Genomic DNA, 18536 nt, shown 5'->3' with positions numbered 1-18536 from the left:
TTCATGACGCAGAGCCTGCTCACCATCGTCGTCTTCATCGGCCTGATCTGCGCCGTGCCCTTCGTGCTGCGCCGCCTGCAGCAGCGCCGCGGGCTCGGTCCGGCCGGCGCGGGCGGTTCCGCCTCGCGCCTGCTGTCGGCGGTGGCGGTCGGCCCGCAGCAGCGCGTGGTGACGGTCGAGGTCGGGCCCGAGGGCGCGCGGACCTGGCTGGTGCTGGGCGTGACCGGCCAGTCGATCACCTGCCTGCACACGCTGCCGGCCGCGTCTTCCGAGGTGCCGCATGCGCAACTGCCGCGCTAAGGCCCTCGCGGCCCTCGCGCTGCTCGCGCCCGCGTTCGCCCTCGCGCAGGAGACCGGCGGCCAGCTGCCGCTGCTGGTGGGCTCGGGCAGCGGCGGCACCAGCTTCTCGGTGCCGGTGCAGACCTTGCTGTTCTTCACCGCGCTGTCGTTCCTGCCGGCCATCGTGCTGATGATGACCGGCTTCACGCGCATCGTGATCGTGCTGTCGCTGCTGCGCCAGGCGCTGGGCACGCAGTCGGCGCCGCCCAACCAGGTGATCATCGGCCTGTCGCTGTTCCTCACGGTGTTCGTGATGGGCCCCACGCTGGACCGCGTCTACGACGAGGCCTACAAGCCCTACAGCACCAATGCCATCGGCTTCGAGGAGGCGCTCAAGCGCGCCGAGACGCCGATGCGCCAGTTCATGCTCAAGCAGACGCGCCAGAGCGACTTCGCGCTGTTCGCGCGGCTGGCCAAGCTGCCGGCCGACGTGAAGGCCGAGACCGCGCCGATGCGCGTGCTGATCCCGGCCTTCGCCACCAGCGAGCTCAAGTCGGCGTTCCAGATCGGCTTCATGATCTTCATCCCGTTCCTGGTGATCGACATCGTGGTCTCGAGCGTGCTGATGTCGCTCGGCATGATGATGCTGTCGCCGGTGCTGGTCGCGCTGCCGTTCAAGCTCATGCTGTTCGTGCTCGCGGACGGCTGGAACCTGTTGATCGGCTCGCTCGCCGCGAGCTTCGCCACATGAACGCGCAGATGGTCCTGACGATAGGGCAGGAGGCGCTGGTCATGCTCCTGACCGTGTCGCTGCCCGTGCTGCTGGTGGTGCTGGTCGTGGGCCTGGTCGTGAGCATCTTCCAGGCCATCACGCAGATCAACGAGGCCACGCTGGCCTTCGTGCCCAAGCTGGTGGCGGCCGTGGCGGTGTTCGCGCTGGCCGGGCCGTGGATGCTCGCCACGCTGGTCGACTACATCCGCCGCGTGATCGAGTCGATTCCGCAGATGGTGCTGTAGCGCGCCTTCTTCCGTTGCTGTGCTGACCTTCACCGAAGCCCAGCTCATGGCCTGGGTCACGCCCGTGCTGTGGCCCTTCCTGCGCGTGCTGGGCGTGTTCACCACCGCGCCGGTCTTCTCCTCGCGTGCCTTTCCGGTGCGCGCGCGCATCGGGCTGGCCTTCATGGTCGCGCTGTGCGCGCAGGCCACGCTGGACACGCCGCCGATGATCGGCCTCAACGACGCCGCGATGCTCGGCACGCTGGTGCAGCAGGTGGGCATCGGCATGGCGATCGGCTTCTCGGTGCGCATGGTGTTCGCGGCGGTGGAGTTCGCGGGCGAGCTCGTGGGCCTGCAGATGGGCCTGAACTTCGCCTCCTTCTTCGACCCCGTGAGCAGCGGCCAGACCAGCGCCGTGTCGCGCTTCTTCGGCAACATCGCGGTGCTGTTCTTCGTGGTGATCAACGGCCACCTCACGGTGCTGATGGCGGTGATCCGCAGCTTCGAGGCCTTCCCGGTCGGCGGCAGCCTGCTGCAGGCGCTGGCGCGCACGCGCATGCACGAACTGGGCACGGACCTGTTCGCGAGCGCGATGTGGATCGCGCTGCCGATGATCGGCCTCCTGCTGTTCGTCAACTTCACGCTGGGCATCGTCTCGCGCGTGGCGCCGCAGATGAACATCTACGCCATCGGCTTCCCGGTCACGCTGACCGCGGGCCTGGCCGGCATCGCGCTGGTGCTGCCGATGATGGAGCAGCCGCTGCTCGCGCTGATGGAACGCATGATCACGACCGCCGCGGGCGGCCGCTGAGTCAGCCCAGTCGCTGCTGCAACAGGTCGAGCGCTTCCTCGGCCGTGCGCGCGATGCGGATCGAGCAGGCCAGCATCAGGTTGAGCGGCAGCTCGAAACCCTCGATCGCCATGCCGTTCGCGTCGCGCAAGGTGCCGTCGGCATCGCGCCGCGTGGGCAGTGCCGCTTCGACGCGCGCCGCATAGCTGCCCTCGGGAATGCCGTAGCCCACCACCGGCAGGCCCAGCGCGATCGCCACCCCGACCTCGAACACCGTGCCCGAATCGGGCTCGGTGCCGCGGAACGGCGACAGGTCGGCGATCACGCCCGAGGCGCGGCGCAGCAGCGCCATGTTGGTGTCGTAGATCGCCTGCGCCACCTCGGCCGGCGGCGTGGCCGGGCCGCTCGCATCCTCGGCCGGCGGCAGCGCCTCGAGGCCGCGCGCCTCGCAGGCCTCGACCAGGCGCTGCAGGCGCGCCGTGGCATCGGCGCTGAAGACATCGGGGCCGGCGAGGTAGACGCGCCGCACGCGGTCGGAAGGAGCGTTCATGGGCCGAGTATGCGGCGGCATGGCGCGCGTGTGCGTAGGGCGATGCGCCCTGGCATATCGCCGCGGACGAAAAAAAGCCCGGACGAACCGGGCCAAGACTGCTCGCAGGAATGCGCGCCGTGCCGCTTTACTTGGCGGGCGAAGGCAGCGTGATCTCGAAGGTGATGCCGCCGTTGCTCGAGCCGCTGGTGCCGCGCTGCGAGCTGAAGTACAGGCGCGTGCCGTCGGGCGAGAGGGCGGGGCCGGTGACTTCGCTGTCGTCGTGGCCCACGAGGCGCATCAGCGGCTGGGAGGTGCCGGCTTCGATGCGCAGCACGCCGATCTCGAGGTTGCCCGCGTCCTCGGCCACGAGGATGTCGCCGAGCGCCGAGATCGTCAGGTTGTCGGGCTCGTCGATCGAGTGCGTGGCCGGGTCCTTGTCCTTGCCGTCGTAGATCACCTCGAGCGTCTGGTTCAGCGTGTCGTAGGCCCAGATGCGGGCATTGAACGAGGTCACGAAGTAGACGATGCCGTTGAAGAACCAGATGCCCTCGGCCTTGGTGAAGATGGCGCCGGGCGGCGTGAGGCCGCCGGTGCGCATGGCGCTGCGCACGCCGGCCTGCGCCTTCTCGGGATTGATCACGTCGAGCCATTCCACGGGCTGGGGCGTGCCGTAGTCCTTGAGCTTGGCGTAGTCGGGCGCGGCGAGGTCCACGTCGTTCACGATGCCCTTGACCTTGAGCACTTCGAGCCGGCCGCTCTTCATGGCGGGACGCGCCGCGCCCTCGGGCCAGTCGCTGGCGTCGCAGACGAAGCGGTAGACGCGGCCGCCCGAGGCGTCCTCAGTCAGGTAGAGCATCTTGTGGACCGGGTCCACGCAGACGGCTTCGTGCGCATAGAGGCCGAGCGCGGGCAGGCTGGGCGCGCTGTTGGCATCGACCCAGGGCTTGGCGGGATCGCACTCCCACACCATGCCGCTCGAATGCTCCTCGCACGAGAGCCAGGTGCCCCAGGGCGTGGGGCCGCCGGCGCAGTTGGTGGAGGTGTTCTTGAGCACGGCGTACGAATCGACGACCACGCCGTTCTTGTCGAAGCGCAGCGCGCCGACGCCGCCGGTCTTGCTGACTTCCGAATTGCTCAGGTAGATCCAGCCGCCGTCGGGGCCCGGATAGACCGCGCCGCCATCGGGCGCGGCATGCCATGCGTAGCTGCCCGCGGCCGCGGTGCCCGAGCGCGCGACGATGCGCGAGCTGAAGCCCTTGGGCAGCATCACGCCGTTGGCGTCGGCGGCCTGCAGCGCGGAGAACTCGGCGAACGGGCTCTTCTTCACGGGCGGCGCCGGCGGCGGTGCGGGCGGCTCGCCCGCGGGCGGCGGGCTCGGCGGCAGGGCGCCGATCGGCGGGAAGGCCACGCCGTCGCCGCCACCGCCGCAGGCGGCGAGGAAGGCGGGCAGCGTGACGGCACCGGCGGTGGCGAAGCTCTGGCGCAGGAAGGCGCGGCGCTGGGGCAGGTCGAGGGGAATCGCGGGGAAGGCTTTTGTCATGTTCTTTGCATCGTGAAGTCAGGTCGCGGTCAGGGAAGACCGGGCGCGATTCTTCGGGGGTGCGATGGCAGAACGATGACGCTGGACGCAGGGCGTCGCGGAAAAAAAACAGCCCGCACGAGGCGGGCTGGAAGGTGACCTGCGGAGGAGGGAGGATCAGAGGTACAGGTCACAGGGAGAGCCCTTAATGTGCTCCGCGAACCTGCATGCAACCTGACCGCGGGCGCCGTTTCGCATTCCTGGAGGGATGCTCATCCTGCGCTCATTCTTCTCGCCGCGGCGCTCGATTCAGTCCTCGTCTTCCCACTTGCCGATGACCGTGCCCAGCACGGTGAACGCGAGCCGGATCGGTTCGTGCGCGGGATTGAGCGGCTGCAGCCAGCGCCGGCCGTCCTCCTGCTTGAAGGCCTTGAAGGTGACCTCGCCGCTGGCGTCGAGCCTCGCGATGATGCGTTCGCCGTCCATCGGCTGCACGCGCTGCGGGTCGACGAAGATGATCGCGTCGGCGGGATAGCTTTTCAGGTGGCCGCTGGGTGCGGTCATGCTGTCGCCGCGCACACGCAGCGCATAGGCCAGCTCGCTGTGGCGGCTCACGCAGGGAATCCACATCTCGGCCGGCACCGGTTGCGGTGGCGGCGCGGGCGGCAGCTTGCCCTTGCGCAGCTCGCGCACGTTCAGTGGCAACGGGGGCGGAGCCGGCGGCGTCGGTTCGGGGATGGTGGGGCCGGTCCAGGTGGCGGCCTGTTCCCAACTGATCAGCGGCACGGTACCGGGCGTGCCGGGGCGATAGAAGGGGATCGGCGGCGGCACGCGGGTCACGCGGTAGGAGCCGTCGGGTTCGCCCGTGATGTTGGCCGAGCGCGGCAGGGCGGCCTCTTCCCAGGGGGCGCGCCCTTCGCCGGTGGCCAGCCACAACGGATCGCAGCGATAGGCGAGAGCGAGTTGCAGCAAGCCCGAAGGGCGCAGGGTCTCGCCGCGTTCGATCTTCGAAATGTCCGATTGCCGGACCCCCGATTTGTCCTCGGCTGCCCTTTGCGTCATGTCGGCGTAGAGGCGAGCCGCCAGTGCTCGTGCGGCTAGGGAGTCTTCCATAGCCGCAGATTTAATCCCGAGAGAATATTCTATATCGACTCTAGAATAAGCGAAAGGGAGTCAGCCATGAAGCCACAAGAGCTCGTACTGGCGCTGCGCGCCATGGGACTTACGCAGAAGCAGATCCAGAAACGGACCGGCATTCCGCAACCCACCATCAGCAAGATCGGACGCTACGGCGAGCGCGACGTGATGCTGCGCACCTACGACGCGCTGCTCGCCGCCTACGAGCAGCAGCTCAAGGAAGGACCGGTGGCGCCAGGGCCGGGCCGGGGCCGGCCATTGTCGCGCAGCGCGCCGGCAGAGACCGTAGCCTCCGAATCGGCACCCGCGACCCCGGCCTCAGCGCCGGCGCCTACGCCGACGCCGGCCAGGTCGGGCAGCTCGTCCCGCCGCCGACCGGCGGCCCCGGTGGTGCTGCGGCCCTTTCCGCGCGGCCCGCTGCCCTGGCCCGCGATGCACCGCGATTGAGCCATGCGCCGCGAAGCCGCGCCGGGCCTCGAGTTCGAGGGCGCGTTGCGCGGGCTGCTGATGCTGGTGTCGGTTGCGGTGATCTGCGCGGGCTTGCAGGCCGGCGACATGCTGGCGCTGGGCCTCGGCAGTTTCGGCCTGGCGGTCGGCGTGGCCCTGGCGCTGACCACGCCCGACCGCGAATCGCTCAGGCGGACGCGGGCGCTTCGGCGGGCGGCAGCGCGAGCGCGGTGCGCACGCGCACGCAATCCTTGATGTGCTGTTCGCCCAGGGCGCGCAGCGCGGCATAGCCGAGGGCGGCCGACACCACCTGTCCGGCGATCGGCACGTACTTGGTGGCCTGCTTGGCCGTGAGCCGCATGCCGGCATGGCGCGCGAGCTTGAGCAGCAGCTCGCGTGTGACCAGCCGGCCGACCAGCAGCGCGCCGACGGTGGTGGCGGCCTTCTGCACGCGCTCGCGCTGGTGCGTGCCGAGGCGGTCGATCTGGGTCACCGAGAGTCCGAATTCGGCGCTGATCTGCGGCACCAGCCGCGAGAGCAGGGCGGCGTCGGCCATCCAGTCGACGCCCGGCAGCGGCACGGCGCTGGCGGCCGCGGCCATCAGCGCCTTGCGTCCGAGCAGGCGCCGGCTGCGCAGGATGGCGGCGATCAGCTTCTCGTCGCCCTGGGCCAGTTCGATGGCGGATGGCATGCGGTGCACCTCCCGGGTGGTCGTCGGATGGATGGGGATCTTCCGATAGATGGTCCGCCCGGGCGGTGGTTCAAGGCCTGAAGGCGTTACTGGCGTTACAGGCGTCTCAGGCCCGTCACGCGCTCAGGGCTTCCAGCTGGTCCGACAGCGCGAGCCAGCGCTCCTCGAGCTGGCCGATCTCGTCGTTGAGCGCCTTGAGCCGCTTGCCGGCGTCGGCGATCTCGGCCGGTGGCAGCGGCTCGGCCAGCCGGGCCTCGAGCGCGCTGCGCTCGCTGCCGGCCGCGGCCATGCGCTCGTCGATCTTCGAGAGTTCGCGCTTCAGCGGCTTGGCCTGCTCGCTGCGCTGCTGGCGCTCCTGGGCGTCCTGCTTGCGCTGCTGCGGGTTGCGCGACGAGGCCGCGGGCGACGCGGCGGGCGACACGGGCGCCGGTGCCGGCGCGGGCGCGGGCGCCGCCACTGGTGCCGGGGCAGGGGCCGCGGCCGATGCCGCCGCCGCGTTCGCCACCTTGGCCTCCTCGCGCAGCCGCTTGGCCTCGTCGAGCAGGTAGCGCTGGTAGTCGTCGAGGTCGCCGTCGAAGTCGCCGACCACGCCGCGGCCCACGAGCCAGAACTCGTCGCAGACCGAGCGCAGCAGCGCGCGGTCGTGGCTCACGAGCATCAGCGTGCCCTCGAACTCGTTGAGCGCCACGGCCAGGGCCTCGCGCGTGGCGAGGTCCAGGTGGTTGGTGGGCTCGTCGAGCAGCAGCAGGTTGGGCCGCTGCCAGACCATCATCGCGAGCACTAGGCGCGCCTTCTCGCCACCGCTCATGGTGCCCACGGGCTGCTTCACCATGTCGCCGCTGAAGTTGAAGCTGCCGAGGTAGCCGCGCAGCGCCTGTTCGCCGGTGGCTTCCTTCACGCTGCTGCCGAGTTCGCGCGCCATGCGCACCATGTGCTCGAGCGGGTTGCTCTCGGGGTGTAGCACGTCGAGTTCCTGCTGCGCGAAGTAGCCGATGTTCAGGCCCTTGCCCTCGGTGACCTGGCCGGCCAGCGCGCCCATCTCGCGCGCGATGGTCTTCACCAGCGTCGACTTGCCCTGGCCGTTGGCGCCCAGGATGCCGATGCGCTGGCCCGCGAGCACCGAGCGGTTGACGCCGCGCAGGATGGTCTTCGGTTCCTCGTTCTCAATCTCGTAGCCGAAGCTCGCGTTGCTGATCGACAGCATCGGGTTCGGGATGTTGCCCGGCTCCTTGAACTCGAAGCTGAAGTCGGCCTCGGCCAGCAGGGGCGCCACGCGCTCCATGCGCTCGAGCGCCTTCACGCGGCTCTGGGCCTGCTTGGCCTTGCTGGCCTTGGCCTTGAAGCGGTCGATGAACTTCTGCAGGTGGGCGATCTTGTCCTGCTGCTTGGTGAAGGCCTGCTGCTGCTGCTCCATCTGCAGCGCGCGCATGTCCTCGAACTTGCTGTAGTTGCCGCCGTAGCGCGTGAGCTGGGCGTTGGCGATGTGCAGGGTCACGTCGGTCACGGCGTCGAGGAACTCGCGGTCGTGGCTGATGACGATCATGGTGCCCGCGTAGCGCTGCAGCCAGGCTTCGAGCCAGACCAGGGCGTCGAGGTCCAGGTGGTTGGTGGGTTCGTCGAGCAGCAGCAGGTCGCTCGGGCACATGAGCGCGCGCGCGAGTTGCAACCGCATGCGCCAGCCGCCCGAGAAGCTGTTGACCGGCGCGTCGAGCTCGTGCGCCTTGAAGCCCAGGCCCAGGATCAGCGCCTGCGCGCGCGGCACGGCATCGTGCTCGCCGGCATCGGCCAGGTCGGTGTAGGCATGGGCCAGCTCCATGCCGATGTCGGCGTCGTCGGGGCTCGCGGTGTAGGCGGCCTCGATGGCGGCCAGCGCTTCGCGCAGCTCGGTCAGGCGGGTGTCGCCGCCCACCACGAAGTCGGTGGCCGACTCCTCGGTCTCGGGCATGTTCTGCGCGACCTGAGCCATGCGCCATTGCTTGGGCACGGAGAAATCGCCGCCGTCCTCGTGCAGGGTGCCGTTGAGCAGCGCGAACAGCGTGGACTTGCCCGCGCCGTTGCGTCCCACCAGGCCGACCTTCTCGCCGGGGTTGAGGGTGACGGTGGCGCCGTCGAGCAGGACCTTGGCGCTGCGGCGAAGAATGACGTTCTTGAGAGTGATCATGAGAGAGGAACCGTGGGGGCGATTATCCCGCCCGGCCCTTGCGTCTTGGCGACAAGGGACAAAGGCGCGGAAAACCAGCCCGAAAACCGGGATTCGCGGCCGATGGCCGCGAGAAGAAGGTGGAAGGGGTTGCGGTCGAGCGCAGCTAACGCACGCCGGCGCCGGCCCTCATGGCGGCGTGAGCGCCGCCAGCGCGGCGCGGGTGGCGAGCAGCACCTGGTCGTCGCCGGCCGAGGTTTCGAGCCACACCACCTCGAGCTGCGGAAACGCCGCCTCGAAGTGCTCGCGCTCATTGCCGATCTCCAGCACCAGCACCGCGTGCTCGCTCATGCGCGCGGGCGCGTCGGCGAACAGCCGGCGCACGAAATCCATGCCGTCGGTGCCGCCGGCCAGCGCCAGCTCGGGCTCGGCGCGGTATTCGGCGGGCAGGGCGGCCATGCTCCGGCTGTTGACGTAGGGCGGGTTGCACAGCACCAGGTCGTAGGGGCCGGGCGTGGCCGCGAGGCCGTCGGATTCGATCAGCGTCACGCGCGCATCGAGTGCATGGCGCGTGACGTTGATCGCGGCGACCTCGAGCGCCGCCACCGACAGGTCGGCCGCGTCCACCCTCACCTCGGGATAGGTCAGCGCGGCGAGCACCGCGAGGCTGCCGTTGCCGGTGCACAGGTCGAGCACGCGCTGCGTGTGCTCGCCGAGCCAGTAGTCGATGGAGCCGTCGGCGATCAGCTCGGCGATGAAGCTGCGCGGCACGATGGCGCGCTCGTCGACATAGAAGGACACGCCCTGCAGCCAGGCTTCCTTCGTGAGGTAGGCGGCAGGCTTGCGGCTCGCGATGCGCTCGGCGATCAGGGCCTCGACCTTGGCCGCGTCGGCCGGCGACACCGGCGTGTCGGCCACGGCATCGAGTTCGTCGAGCGGCAGCTTGAGGCGCCACAGCACCAGCCAGGCCGCCTCGTCGAAGGCGTTGGCCGTGCCATGGCCGAAGGCCACGCCGGCCTGTTCCAGTTGCTCGGCGCCGGCTTCGATCAGCGCGATGACGGTCTTCATGCCGCGAGCGCAGCGTCGAGCTGCTTCAGGGTGCGCAGGTAGATGTTCTTCAGCGTCTCGATCTCGGCCACCTCGATGTGCTCGTCGATCTTGTGGATGCTGGCGTTCACCGGGCCGAGCTCGACCACCTGCGGGCAGACCTTGGCGATGAAGCGCGCGTCGCTGGTGCCGCCGCTGGTCGACAGCTCGGTCTCGATGCCGGTCTCGTCGCGGATCGCGCCCTGCACGGCCGCGACCAGTTCGCCCGGCGTGGTCAGGAAGGGCAGGCCGCCGACGGTCCAGGCCAGCGTGCAGTCGACGCCATGCGCGTCGAGCACGGCCTGCACGCGCTGCTGCAGCGCCTGCGGCGTGGACTCGGTCGAGAAGCGGAAATTGAAGTCGATCACCGCGCTGCCCGGGATCACGTTGCTCGCGCCGGTGCCCGCGTGGAAGTTGCTGATCTGCCAGCTCGTGGGCTGGAACCAGGCATTGCCGGCGTCCCAGCCGCCGGCCGCGTTGATCGCGACCAGCTCGGCCAGCGCGGGCGCCACCGCATGCACCGGGTTCTTCGCGAGGTGCGGGTAGGCGATGTGGCCCTGCACGCCCTTGACCGTGAGCTTGCCGCTCATGGTGCCGCGGCGGCCGTTCTTGATCATGTCGCCGCAGCGCTCGACGGCCGTGGGCTCGCCGACGATGCAGTAGTCGAGTTTCTCGCCGCGCGCGGCCAGCGCGTTGCACACGACCACGGTGCCGTCGACGCCCGGGCCTTCCTCGTCGCTGGTGAGCAGCAGCGCCAGCGTCAGGCGCGGATCGGGCACGGCCTGCAGGAACTCCTCGATCGAGACCACGAAGGCGGCCACCGAGGTCTTCATGTCGCAGGCGCCGCGGCCATAGAGCTTGCCGTCGCGGTGCGCGGGCGTGAACGGGTGGCTGGTCCACTGCTCGACGGGGCCGGTGGGCACCACGTCGGTGTGGCCCGCGAACACCAGCGTCTTCGTGGCGGCCGAGGCGTCGGCCGGGCGGCGCACCGCCCACAGGTTGGTGACCCGGAAGTCCGCGGGACCGCTCTCGATGGTCTCGAGCGCGAAGCCCAGCCGCGCGAGCCGCTCGCCCAGGATCTGTTGGCAGCCCGCGTCGTCGGGGGTGACGGAAGGGCGCGAGATCAGTTGTTCGGCGAGCTGGAGCGTGCGGGACATCGGGGGGCGGTTCTCAGAATTTCACGTCGAGCGTGATGTCGGTGAAGGTGGGCTCGTCGAGCTGGTCGGTCAGGTGCCGCTCGTCGGCCTGGGGCTTGGGCGCCTGGCGGTTCTGCAGGCGCCACATGAGGTTGGTGGGCGAATCGGCATGCGCCAGCCCTTCCTCGCGGGTGATGCGCTCCTCGATCACGAGGCGCGCGATGTCTTCCTCGAAGGTCTGCGAGCCTTCGGCCATGGATTTCTCCATCGCTTCCTTGACGCCCGAGAAGTCGCCTTTCTCGATCAGCTCGGCCACCAGCGCGGTGTTGAGCATGACCTCGAGCGCCGGCACGCGCGCACCCTGGGGCGTGCGCAGCAGCCGCTGCGAGACGACGGCGCGCAGCGCCGAGCCCAGGTCGCCCAGCAGCGTGGGGCGCACCTCGACCGGGAAGAAGCTCAGCACGCGGTTGAGCGCGCGGTAGCTGTTGTTGGCATGCAGCGTGGCCACGCACAGGTGGCCCGATTGCGCATAGGCGATGGCCGCGGTCATGGTCTCGCGGTCGCGGATCTCGCCGATCTGGATCACGTCGGGCGCCTGGCGCAGCGCGTTCTTCAGCGCCGTCTGCAGCGACTGCGTGTCGCTGCCCACCTCGCGCTGGTTCACCAGCGAGCGCTTGTTGGTGTAGGTGAACTCGATCGGTTCCTCGACCGTGAGGATGTGGCCGCTGGCGTGCTCGTTGCGGTAGTCGAGCATCGAGGCCAGCGTGGTGGTCTTGCCGGCGCCGGTGGCGCCCACCATCAGGATCAGCCCGCGCTTCTCCATGATGAGCGTCTTCAGGATGTCGGGCAGGTTGAGCTCGTCGAAGCCCGGGATGACCGAGGCGATGTGCCGCACCACCACCGCGTAGGTGCCGCGCTGGCGCATCGCGCTGATGCGGAAGTTGCCCGCGCCCTCGATGCCCACCGCCATGTTGAGTTCGCCGTTGGCCTCGAGCTCCTGGATGCGCGCGGGCGGCACCACCTCGGCCAGCAGCGCGAGCGGCGCGGCCGGCGGCAGCACCTGCGCATTGATCGGCACGCAGACGCCGTTGATGCGGATCTGCACCGGGGAGTGCGCCGACAGGTAGATGTCGGAGGCCTTGCGCTCGGCCATCAGCCGAAGAATCCGCTCCATCATGTTCATCGTCGCTCTCCTTCTCCTCGGTCGTTCGGCGGTGCCGTCGTGGCACTCTTGGTGGGACAGGAAAAAGGCGGCCCCCTCGGCCGCCGTTCGATCAGTCGCGCAGCAGGTCGTTGAGGCTGGTCTTCGAGCGCGTCTGCGCGTCGACCGTCTTCACGATGATCGCGGCGTAGGTGCTGTAGTCCTGGCCGGTCTTGGTCTTCTTGGGCAGGTTGCCGCTGATCACCACGCTGCCGCTGGGCACGCGGCCGTACGAGATCTCGCCGGTGTCGCGGTTGAAGATCGGGGTGCTCTGGCCGATGTAGACGCCCATGCCGAGCACCGAGTTCTCTTCCACGATCACGCCTTCGACCACTTCGGAGCGCGCGCCGATGAAGCAGTTGTCCTCGATGATGGTCGGGTTGGCCTGCAGCGGCTCGAGCACGCCGCCCAGGCCCACGCCGCCCGACAGGTGCACGTTGGCGCCGACCTGCGCGCACGAGCCCACGGTGGCCCAGGTGTCAACCATCGAGCCTTCGCCCACGTAGGCGCCGATGTTCACGTACGAGGGCATCAGGATCGCGCCCTTGGCGATGAAGCTGCCGCGGCGGGCCACGGCCGGCGGCACGATGCGCACGCCCGAGTCCTTGAGCTCGCTGGCCGACAGGTGCGAGAACTTGGTCGGCACCTTGTCGTAGAAGCCGAGCGAACCGGCCTGGATCTGCTCGTTGTCCTTGAGGCGGAACGACAGCAGCACGGCCTTCTTGATCCACTGGTGCACCGTCCACTGGCCCACGCCCTGGCGCGTGGCCACGCGCAGCTTGCCGTTGTTGAGTTCGGTGATCACGTGCTCGACGGCATCGCGCACCTCGGCCGAAGCGGCGGTGGCGGAGATGTTGGCGCGGTCTTCCCACGCGGCGTCGATGATTTGTTGCAGTTGCTGGGTCATGAGGACTCTCGGATGAAGAAGCGAAAAATCGGAGGCGGGGAGAGGCAGGATCAGCGGCCGCCCTGCACGAAGCGCACGATGCGCTCGGCCGCCTCGACGCACTCGGCGGTCTCGGCCACCAGCGCCATGCGGATGCGGCCCTTGCCCGGGTTGACGGGGGCGCCGCCCTGCGGGCCATGCGTGTCGCGTGCCAGATAGCTCCCCGGCAAAACCGTGACATTGTATTGAGCGTAAAGGGCGCGGGCGAAGCCTTCGTCGTCGCCGGCCCACACTTCGGGCACGCCGGCCCAGAGGTAGAAGCTGGCGTCGGGCAGGCGCACGTCGAGCACCGGCTCGAGCAGCGGCGTGACGGCCGCGAACTTGGCGCGGTACATCGCGCGGTTGTGTACCACGTGTTCCTCGTCGCCCCAGGCGGCGATGCTGGCCGCGGCCACGATGCCGCTCATGGCGCTGCCGTGGTAGGTGCGGTAGAGCAGGAATTTCTTGAGGATGTCCGCATCGCCCGCGACGAAGCCGCTGCGCAGTCCCGGCACGTTGCTGCGCTTGGACAGCGAGGTCAGCGCGATCAGGTTCTTGAAGTCGCCGCGGCCGAGTTTGGCCGCCGCTTCCAGCCCGCCGAGCGGCGGCTCGTCGCGGAAGTAGATCTCGCTGTAGCACTCGTCGGAGGCGATCACGAAGCCATGGCGCTCCGACAGCTCGAACAGCTTGCGCCATTCGTCGAGCGGCATCACGGCACCGGTCGGGTTGCCGGGCGAGCAGACGAACACCAGCTGGGTGCGCTGCCAGATCGCCTCGGGCACGCTGTCCCAGTCGACGGCGAAGTTGCGCGCCGGCACGCTGGGCGCGTAGTAGGGCTCGGCGCCCGAGAGGAAGGCCGCGCCCTCGTAGATTTGATAGAACGGGTTGGGCGAGATCACGACCGGCGGATGGTCGCGGTCGCTGGGGTCGATCACGGTCTGGGCCAGCGAGAACAGCGCCTCGCGCGAGCCGTTGACCGGCAGCACCTGGGTGGCGGGATCGAGCGCGAGGCCGTAGCGCTTCTGCAGCCAGTCGGTGAAGGCGGTGCGCAGCTTCAGGTCGCCCGCAGTGGCGGGGTAGGCGGCCAATGCGCCGAGGCCGGCGCTCAGGGCCTCTTTGATGAATTCGGGCGTCGCGTGCTTGGGTTCGCCGATGCCGAGGCTGATGGGCTTCAGGTCGGGGTTCGGCGTGACGCCGGCGAACAGCTGCTTCAGCCGTTCGAAGGGATAGGGCTGGAGCCTGGAAAGCAGGGGATTCATGGGGCGCGATTATCGGCGAGACGTGCCGTCGCCGCCCCGGCCGGGCCCGGCGTTCAGGGCGTGGCGCGGCGGTAGAAGGCCAGCGAGCCGGCCAGCGCCAGCAGCATCGCGCCGCAGGTGCGGTCGATCCAGCGCGCGGCGCGTGCGGTCAGCAGCTGCATCGCCTTGGCGCCGACGAAGGCGTAGACCAGCATCACGGCCATGTCCAGGCCCGCGAACAGCACCGCGATGATCGCGTACTGCATGCCCTGCGGCGAGGCGGGATCGATGAACTGCGGCAGCAGCGCCGAGCAGAACAGGTAGCCCTTGGGATTGGTCACCGCGACCAGGAAGGACTTGAAGAAGACCTGGCGGCCGCTGCCCGGCGCGGCGGCCGCGCCCTCGGCGGGCCGCTCGAAGCTGCCGCCCTTCGAGCGCAGCATGCGGATGCCGAGCCAGGCGAGGTAGGCCGCGCCCACCCACTTGAGCATCGAGAACCAGAATTCCGAGGCCGCGAGCAGCGCGCCCAGGCCCAGCGCCACCGCGCCCACCAGCACGAAGTCCGACAGCATCGCGCCGAACATGCCCGGGAGCGCGCCGCGCACGCCGCGGCGCGAACCGTTGCTCAGCGCCAGCAGCACGGTGGGGCCGGGCGTGGCGATGGCGGCCAGGGCCACGATGCAGAACAGCAGGGCGGTGGTGAGCGTCATGGTTTCTCGCGGGCGGAATCGATGGAAGGGTTCAGATCTTCTTCACCAGCACCTGGCTCTTGCGGTCCCAGTTGTACTTGCGCTTGCGCGCCTCGGGCAGCCAGTCGGGGTTGACCTGCTGGAAGCCGCGCTTGAGGAACCAGTGCATGGTGCGGGTGGTGAGCACGAACAGGCTCTCGATGCCCATGGCCTTGGCGCGGTGCTCGATGTGCTTGAGGATGCGTTCGCCATCGCCCTGGGCCTGCGACTGCGGCGAGACGGTGAGGGCGGCCATCTCGGCGGTCTTGGCCTCGGGATAGGGATAGAGCGCCGCGCAGCCGAAGATCACGCCGTCGTGCTCGACCACCGTGTACTGGTGGATGTCGCGCTCGATCTCGGTGCGGTCGCGCTTGACCAGCGTGCCGTCGCGCTCGAAAGGCTCGATCAGCTGCAGGATGCCGCCGATGTCGTCCACCGAGGCCTCGCGCAGGCTCTCGAGCTTCTCGTCGATCACCATGGTGCCCACGCCGTCGTGCACGTAGATCTCGAGCAGCAGCGAGCCGTCGAGCGCGAACGGCAGGATGTGGTTGCGCTCCACGCCGGCCTTGCAGGCCTTCACGCAGTGCTGCAGGTAGAAGGCGGTGTCGGTCGGTTTCTGCGCCGGCGGCAGCGCGGCCAGCAGCTTCTCGGCGGCGTCCAGCGGCAGCTCGGTGTCGATCGGGTTGTCCTCGCTCTCGGGCAGCTCGCTGTGGATGCGGATGCCCGGGGTCTCGGTCAGGAAGATCAGCTTGTCGGCCTGGATCGAGATCGCCACGCTGGTCGCGACTTCCTCCATCGTGAGGTTGAAGGCCTCGCCGGTGGGCGAGAAGCCGAACGGCGACATCAGCACCATCGCGCCGAAGTCGAGCGTGCGGCGGATGCCGGCCGAGTCGACCTTGCGCACCAGGCCCGAATGCTTGAAGTCCACGCCGTCGACCACGCCCACGGGGCGCGCGGTGATGAAGTTGCCCGAGATCACGCGCACCGTCGAACCCGCCATCGGCGTGTTCGGCAGGCCCTGGCTGAACGCGGCCTCGATCTCGTAGCGCAGCTGGCCCGCGGCTTCCTGGGCCGAGTCGAGCGCCACCGCGTCGGTGATGCGGATGCCGTGCGAGTACTTGGCCTCGTGGCCTTTGGCGGCAAGCTGCTCGTTGACCTGCGGGCGGAAGCCGTGCACCAGCACGATCTTCACGCCCATGCTCTGGATCAGGGCCAGGTCCTGCGCGATGCTCTGGAGCTTGCCGGCCGCGATCGCCTCGCCCGCGAGCCCGACCACGAAGGTCTTGCCACGGTGCGTGTGGATGTAGGGCGCGACGGAGCGGAACCAGGGCACGAAGGTGAAATTGAAGACGGTCGACATGGGGCGTGATTGTGCATTCTTGGGCGCGTTTTGGTGCAGCGCATCAGGCCAGGGCGCGCAGCAGCCGCGCGGCACCCCCGGCCGGCGGCGTGCCGCGGGCCTTGAACGACGCGAGCTGGGTGGCGTAGGCGTCCAGCGGTTCGGCCTCCGGCGCGGCCGGCGGGCCCGCCGTGGCGAGCGGCAGGCCGAGCAGGGCGGCGAGTTCGGCCGGCGCGATCGAGCCCTGCGCCATCAGCGCATCGACCACGGCCAGGAAGGCCGTCGCGTGCGACTCGATCAGCTCGAGCGCGCGGATGTGCTCGCGCGCCAGGATCTGCTCGATCTCCCGGTTGGTGGCCGCCACGTCGGTGTTGAGGTTGTCGTTGGCGTCGGTCGTCACGTCAGTGCGGCTCCAGCGGCTGCCGAAGGCGTGGTGGCGCACGTGGCGCGCCGCGGTCTCGGTGGCCTGCGCCAGGTCCTGCTCGGCGCCGGTGGTGGCGCCGGCATCGCCGAACACCAGCCGCTCGGCCGCGCGCCCGGCCAGGCTCACGCAGATGCTGTCGAGCGTGTTCTGTTTCGACCAGGCCTTGCGCTTCACGTAGCTGTTGTAGCCGCCCTCGAACGAGGCCACGTTGATGCGGATCTCTTGCGGCGCGCGGCCGAACAGCAGCGCATAGACCAGCCCGTGGCCGGCCTCGTGCACCGCCAGCAGCGCGCGGAAGTCGGCATTGGCGCGCTGCTTGAGCCGGTTGAGCTCGAGCACCACGGGGAACTCGCGCCGCGCGAGGCGAAAACGCGCCACCATCTTCGCCTGGCCCTGCGCACCCTGCGATCCGTCGCCCGCGTCCAGCATCAGCCACACCGGCTCGGCGCCGTTGGCGCCCTGTTCGAGCGCCCAGAGCGCCGCGTTGACCAGGGTCGCGCTGAGGATCGCGTGGATCGACGAGAACAGCGGCCGCGTGCCCTGCGCGGGGAACACCGCGTTGGCGTAGATCTGCTCGTAGACGCTGGCGTCGAGCACGAAGCGCACGCCCGAGCTCTCCTAGATCTCGCCCACGTAGCGGTCGCAGATCGAGAGGATCAGGCGCACGTAGGTCGCGCGGTCGAACGAGGGATAGATCACGTGGTTGTTGCCCAGCCGCGCGATCTGCTCGGGCTTGAAGCGTTCGGCCAGCGCCTTCTTGACGTCGATCAGCGAGAGTTTCTTCGTCAGCGCGTGGAAGATGTCGGCGTCCGTATCGCAGTCCTCGACCCGCTTGGCGGTCTCGGCATACATCTCGTCGAGGTTGCCCGAGACGAAGACCAGCAGCTTCGAGTAGTCGGTCTCCCAGCTCTCCTGCGAGGCGCGGAAGGCGCGCAGCCGCTCCTGAATCTCGGCCGGCTTCCAGGTCATGATGTCGAGCAGCGATTCGCGCAGCTTGAGGCAGCGCTTGAACTCCTGCGCCTCCCACGGCGAGAGCTGCAGCCGGCGCTTGCGGCGCGGCTTGCCGTCCTTCTCGTCGTCTTCTTCGTCGTCCTCGTCCACGCTCTTGCGGTCCTGGTCGTACTCGGCCCAGGCTAGCGAGGACTCGATCTCGCCGAGCACCGACAGCGAGGGCGGCAGGCGGCCGTCGGACAGCAGCGCCCAGACGTCCTGGTAGCGCTCGACCTTGGCTTCCTTGCCGTGCTTGTCGACGGTGCGAAAGCGCTGGAACTCGTCGAGCACGAGGATGCCGCGCTCGCCCTCGGCGATGCCCGACTCGGCCAGCATGGCCGAGATCGAGCCGGCGCTGCGGTGGCCCGAGCCGTGGCTGAAGCCGTCCATCTGCACTTCGATGAAGCGGTCGTAGAAGCCCAGGTGCTGGGCCAGGCGGCGCACCAGTTGCGTCTTGCCGGTGCCCGTGAGGCCCCAGAGGCAGATCACGACCGGGCGGCCGATGAGCTGCGGCAGCACGTACCAGGCGCGCAGGGAATCGATCACGCGATCGATGATGTCGTCGATGCCGAAGAGCTCGGTCTTCAGCGAATGGGCCACGGCCTGCAGGTGGCGCGAGCGCTCGGCGAGCGTCGCATGCAGGTCGGAATGGATGTCGTTGGACATGGCGGTGTTTTTCTTCTTCGGATGATGTTTCGGGAGACGGGAACGCGGCCGCTTCCCCGCGAACGGGGAGGGGCTGCATGCGATGCGCTGGTCGGGATCAGGGCGGCGCGCTTCGGACTGCTGCCGAAGCGCGCGGGCGGCGTTCCGTGAAGGAGAACGCGGCGCGCGCGGGCTTCGTCAGGCCGGGCGGGTCGACTTGACCCCGCCACGTGCACTCACGTGGCCTGCGCGCAAACGCAGCGAGGGGGGGACAAGGATGGTGGTCATGGCCG

Annotated in this window: 20 protein-coding genes; 6 read left to right on the top strand and 14 right to left on the bottom strand. The window is 69.3% G+C overall.

Features of this window, described 5'->3' with window-relative positions; genetic code table 11:
- The first annotated feature begins 3 nt into the window (after positions 1–3).
- From AC07PU_RS26720 to fliR, 4 genes are read left to right on the top strand one after another with little or no spacing between them, the layout of a single operon-like run.
- Positions 4–300, top strand: a complete 297-nt coding sequence (locus AC07PU_RS26720) for a FliO/MopB family protein (RefSeq protein WP_093341687.1) — start codon at positions 4–6, stop codon at positions 298–300.
- Positions 281–1030: a flagellar type III secretion system pore protein FliP gene (gene fliP, locus AC07PU_RS26715; RefSeq protein ID WP_495321539.1), complete on the top strand. Its 750-nt coding sequence runs from the start codon at positions 281–283 to the stop codon at positions 1028–1030. Before AC07PU_RS26720 ends, fliP begins: the two co-directional genes overlap by 20 nt.
- A complete protein-coding gene (gene fliQ / locus AC07PU_RS26710) occupies positions 1027–1296 on the top strand; it encodes a flagellar biosynthesis protein FliQ (RefSeq protein WP_495321538.1) in 270 nt (89 codons plus the stop codon). Before fliP ends, fliQ begins: the two co-directional genes overlap by 4 nt.
- 19 nt (positions 1297–1315) lie before the next feature.
- Positions 1316–2086: a flagellar biosynthetic protein FliR gene (gene fliR, locus AC07PU_RS26705; RefSeq protein ID WP_057591753.1), complete on the top strand. Its 771-nt coding sequence runs from the start codon at positions 1316–1318 to the stop codon at positions 2084–2086.
- 1 nt (position 2087) lies between these two features.
- On the opposite strand, the gene AC07PU_RS26700 is transcribed toward fliR, so the two are convergent.
- From AC07PU_RS26700 to AC07PU_RS26690, 3 genes are all read right to left on the bottom strand, one after another.
- Complete coding sequence (locus tag AC07PU_RS26700; RefSeq protein ID WP_495321537.1) at positions 2088–2615, bottom strand: nucleoside 2-deoxyribosyltransferase; 528 nt, start codon at positions 2613–2615, stop codon at positions 2088–2090.
- 127 nt (positions 2616–2742) lie between these two features.
- Positions 2743–4137, bottom strand: coding sequence for an alkaline phosphatase PhoX (locus AC07PU_RS26695; protein WP_495321536.1), 1395 nt, complete (start codon positions 4135–4137; stop codon positions 2743–2745).
- Between the two features lie 288 nt (positions 4138–4425).
- Positions 4426–5178 carry a helix-turn-helix domain-containing protein gene (locus AC07PU_RS26690; RefSeq protein ID WP_495321535.1) on the bottom strand — a complete coding sequence of 251 codons (753 nt, stop codon included), beginning with the start codon at positions 5176–5178 and terminating at the stop codon, positions 4426–4428.
- Between the two features lie 117 nt (positions 5179–5295).
- Here AC07PU_RS26690 and AC07PU_RS26685 point away from each other — a divergent pair, with 117 nt between their 5' ends.
- Positions 5296–5700, top strand: coding sequence for a helix-turn-helix domain-containing protein (locus AC07PU_RS26685; protein WP_495321534.1), 405 nt, complete (start codon positions 5296–5298; stop codon positions 5698–5700).
- 3 nt (positions 5701–5703) lie between these two features.
- A complete protein-coding gene (locus AC07PU_RS26680; protein WP_495321533.1) occupies positions 5704–5955 on the top strand; it encodes a hypothetical protein in 252 nt (83 codons plus the stop codon).
- On the opposite strand, the gene AC07PU_RS26675 is transcribed toward AC07PU_RS26680, so the two are convergent.
- The 11 genes from AC07PU_RS26675 to AC07PU_RS26625 form a co-directional block, all read right to left on the bottom strand.
- A complete protein-coding gene (locus AC07PU_RS26675) occupies positions 5888–6391 on the bottom strand; it encodes a hypothetical protein (protein ID WP_093341697.1) in 504 nt (167 codons plus the stop codon). The genes AC07PU_RS26680 and AC07PU_RS26675 overlap by 68 nt on opposite strands.
- Before the next feature lie 115 nt (positions 6392–6506).
- A complete protein-coding gene (locus AC07PU_RS26670; RefSeq protein ID WP_495321532.1) occupies positions 6507–8552 on the bottom strand; it encodes an ABC-F family ATP-binding cassette domain-containing protein in 2046 nt (681 codons plus the stop codon).
- A gap of 168 nt (positions 8553–8720) precedes the next feature.
- Positions 8721–9599, bottom strand: a complete 879-nt coding sequence (gene prmB / locus AC07PU_RS26665) for a 50S ribosomal protein L3 N(5)-glutamine methyltransferase (protein ID WP_495321531.1) — start codon at positions 9597–9599, stop codon at positions 8721–8723.
- The gene (gene dapE / locus AC07PU_RS26660; protein ID WP_495321530.1) at positions 9596–10774 is read right to left on the bottom strand and encodes a succinyl-diaminopimelate desuccinylase; all 1179 of its coding nucleotides are present in this window, start codon (positions 10772–10774) and stop codon (positions 9596–9598) included. Before dapE ends, prmB begins: the two co-directional genes overlap by 4 nt.
- Before the next feature lie 13 nt (positions 10775–10787).
- The gene (locus tag AC07PU_RS26655; RefSeq protein ID WP_093341704.1) at positions 10788–11936 is read right to left on the bottom strand and encodes a PilT/PilU family type 4a pilus ATPase; all 1149 of its coding nucleotides are present in this window, start codon (positions 11934–11936) and stop codon (positions 10788–10790) included.
- Positions 11937–12027: 91 nt separating this feature from the next.
- Positions 12028–12861, bottom strand: a complete 834-nt coding sequence (gene dapD / locus AC07PU_RS26650; protein ID WP_208507891.1) for a 2,3,4,5-tetrahydropyridine-2,6-dicarboxylate N-succinyltransferase — start codon at positions 12859–12861, stop codon at positions 12028–12030.
- Between the two features lie 50 nt (positions 12862–12911).
- Positions 12912–14138 (bottom strand): succinyldiaminopimelate transaminase, encoded by a 1227-nt coding sequence (gene dapC / locus AC07PU_RS26645; protein WP_495321529.1) that lies wholly within the window; start codon positions 14136–14138, stop codon positions 12912–12914.
- Positions 14139–14191: 53 nt separating this feature from the next.
- Positions 14192–14827 carry a LysE family translocator gene (locus AC07PU_RS26640; protein ID WP_296787808.1) on the bottom strand — a complete coding sequence of 212 codons (636 nt, stop codon included), beginning with the start codon at positions 14825–14827 and terminating at the stop codon, positions 14192–14194.
- 31 nt (positions 14828–14858) lie between these two features.
- A complete protein-coding gene (gene argA / locus AC07PU_RS26635) occupies positions 14859–16205 on the bottom strand; it encodes an amino-acid N-acetyltransferase (protein WP_093341712.1) in 1347 nt (448 codons plus the stop codon).
- Between the two features lie 43 nt (positions 16206–16248).
- The gene (locus AC07PU_RS26630) at positions 16249–17214 is read right to left on the bottom strand and encodes a M41 family metallopeptidase (protein WP_495321528.1); all 966 of its coding nucleotides are present in this window, start codon (positions 17212–17214) and stop codon (positions 16249–16251) included.
- Positions 17215–17226: 12 nt separating this feature from the next.
- Entirely contained in the window at positions 17227–18264 is a 1038-nt protein-coding gene (locus tag AC07PU_RS26625; RefSeq protein ID WP_495321527.1) for an ATP-binding protein, read from the bottom strand.
- Positions 18265–18536: the final 272 nt, after the last annotated feature.

Source organism: Variovorax sp. GW821-FHT10D07 (assembly GCF_059415325.1).
This window is presented reverse-complemented; position numbering and strand designations above follow the sequence as displayed.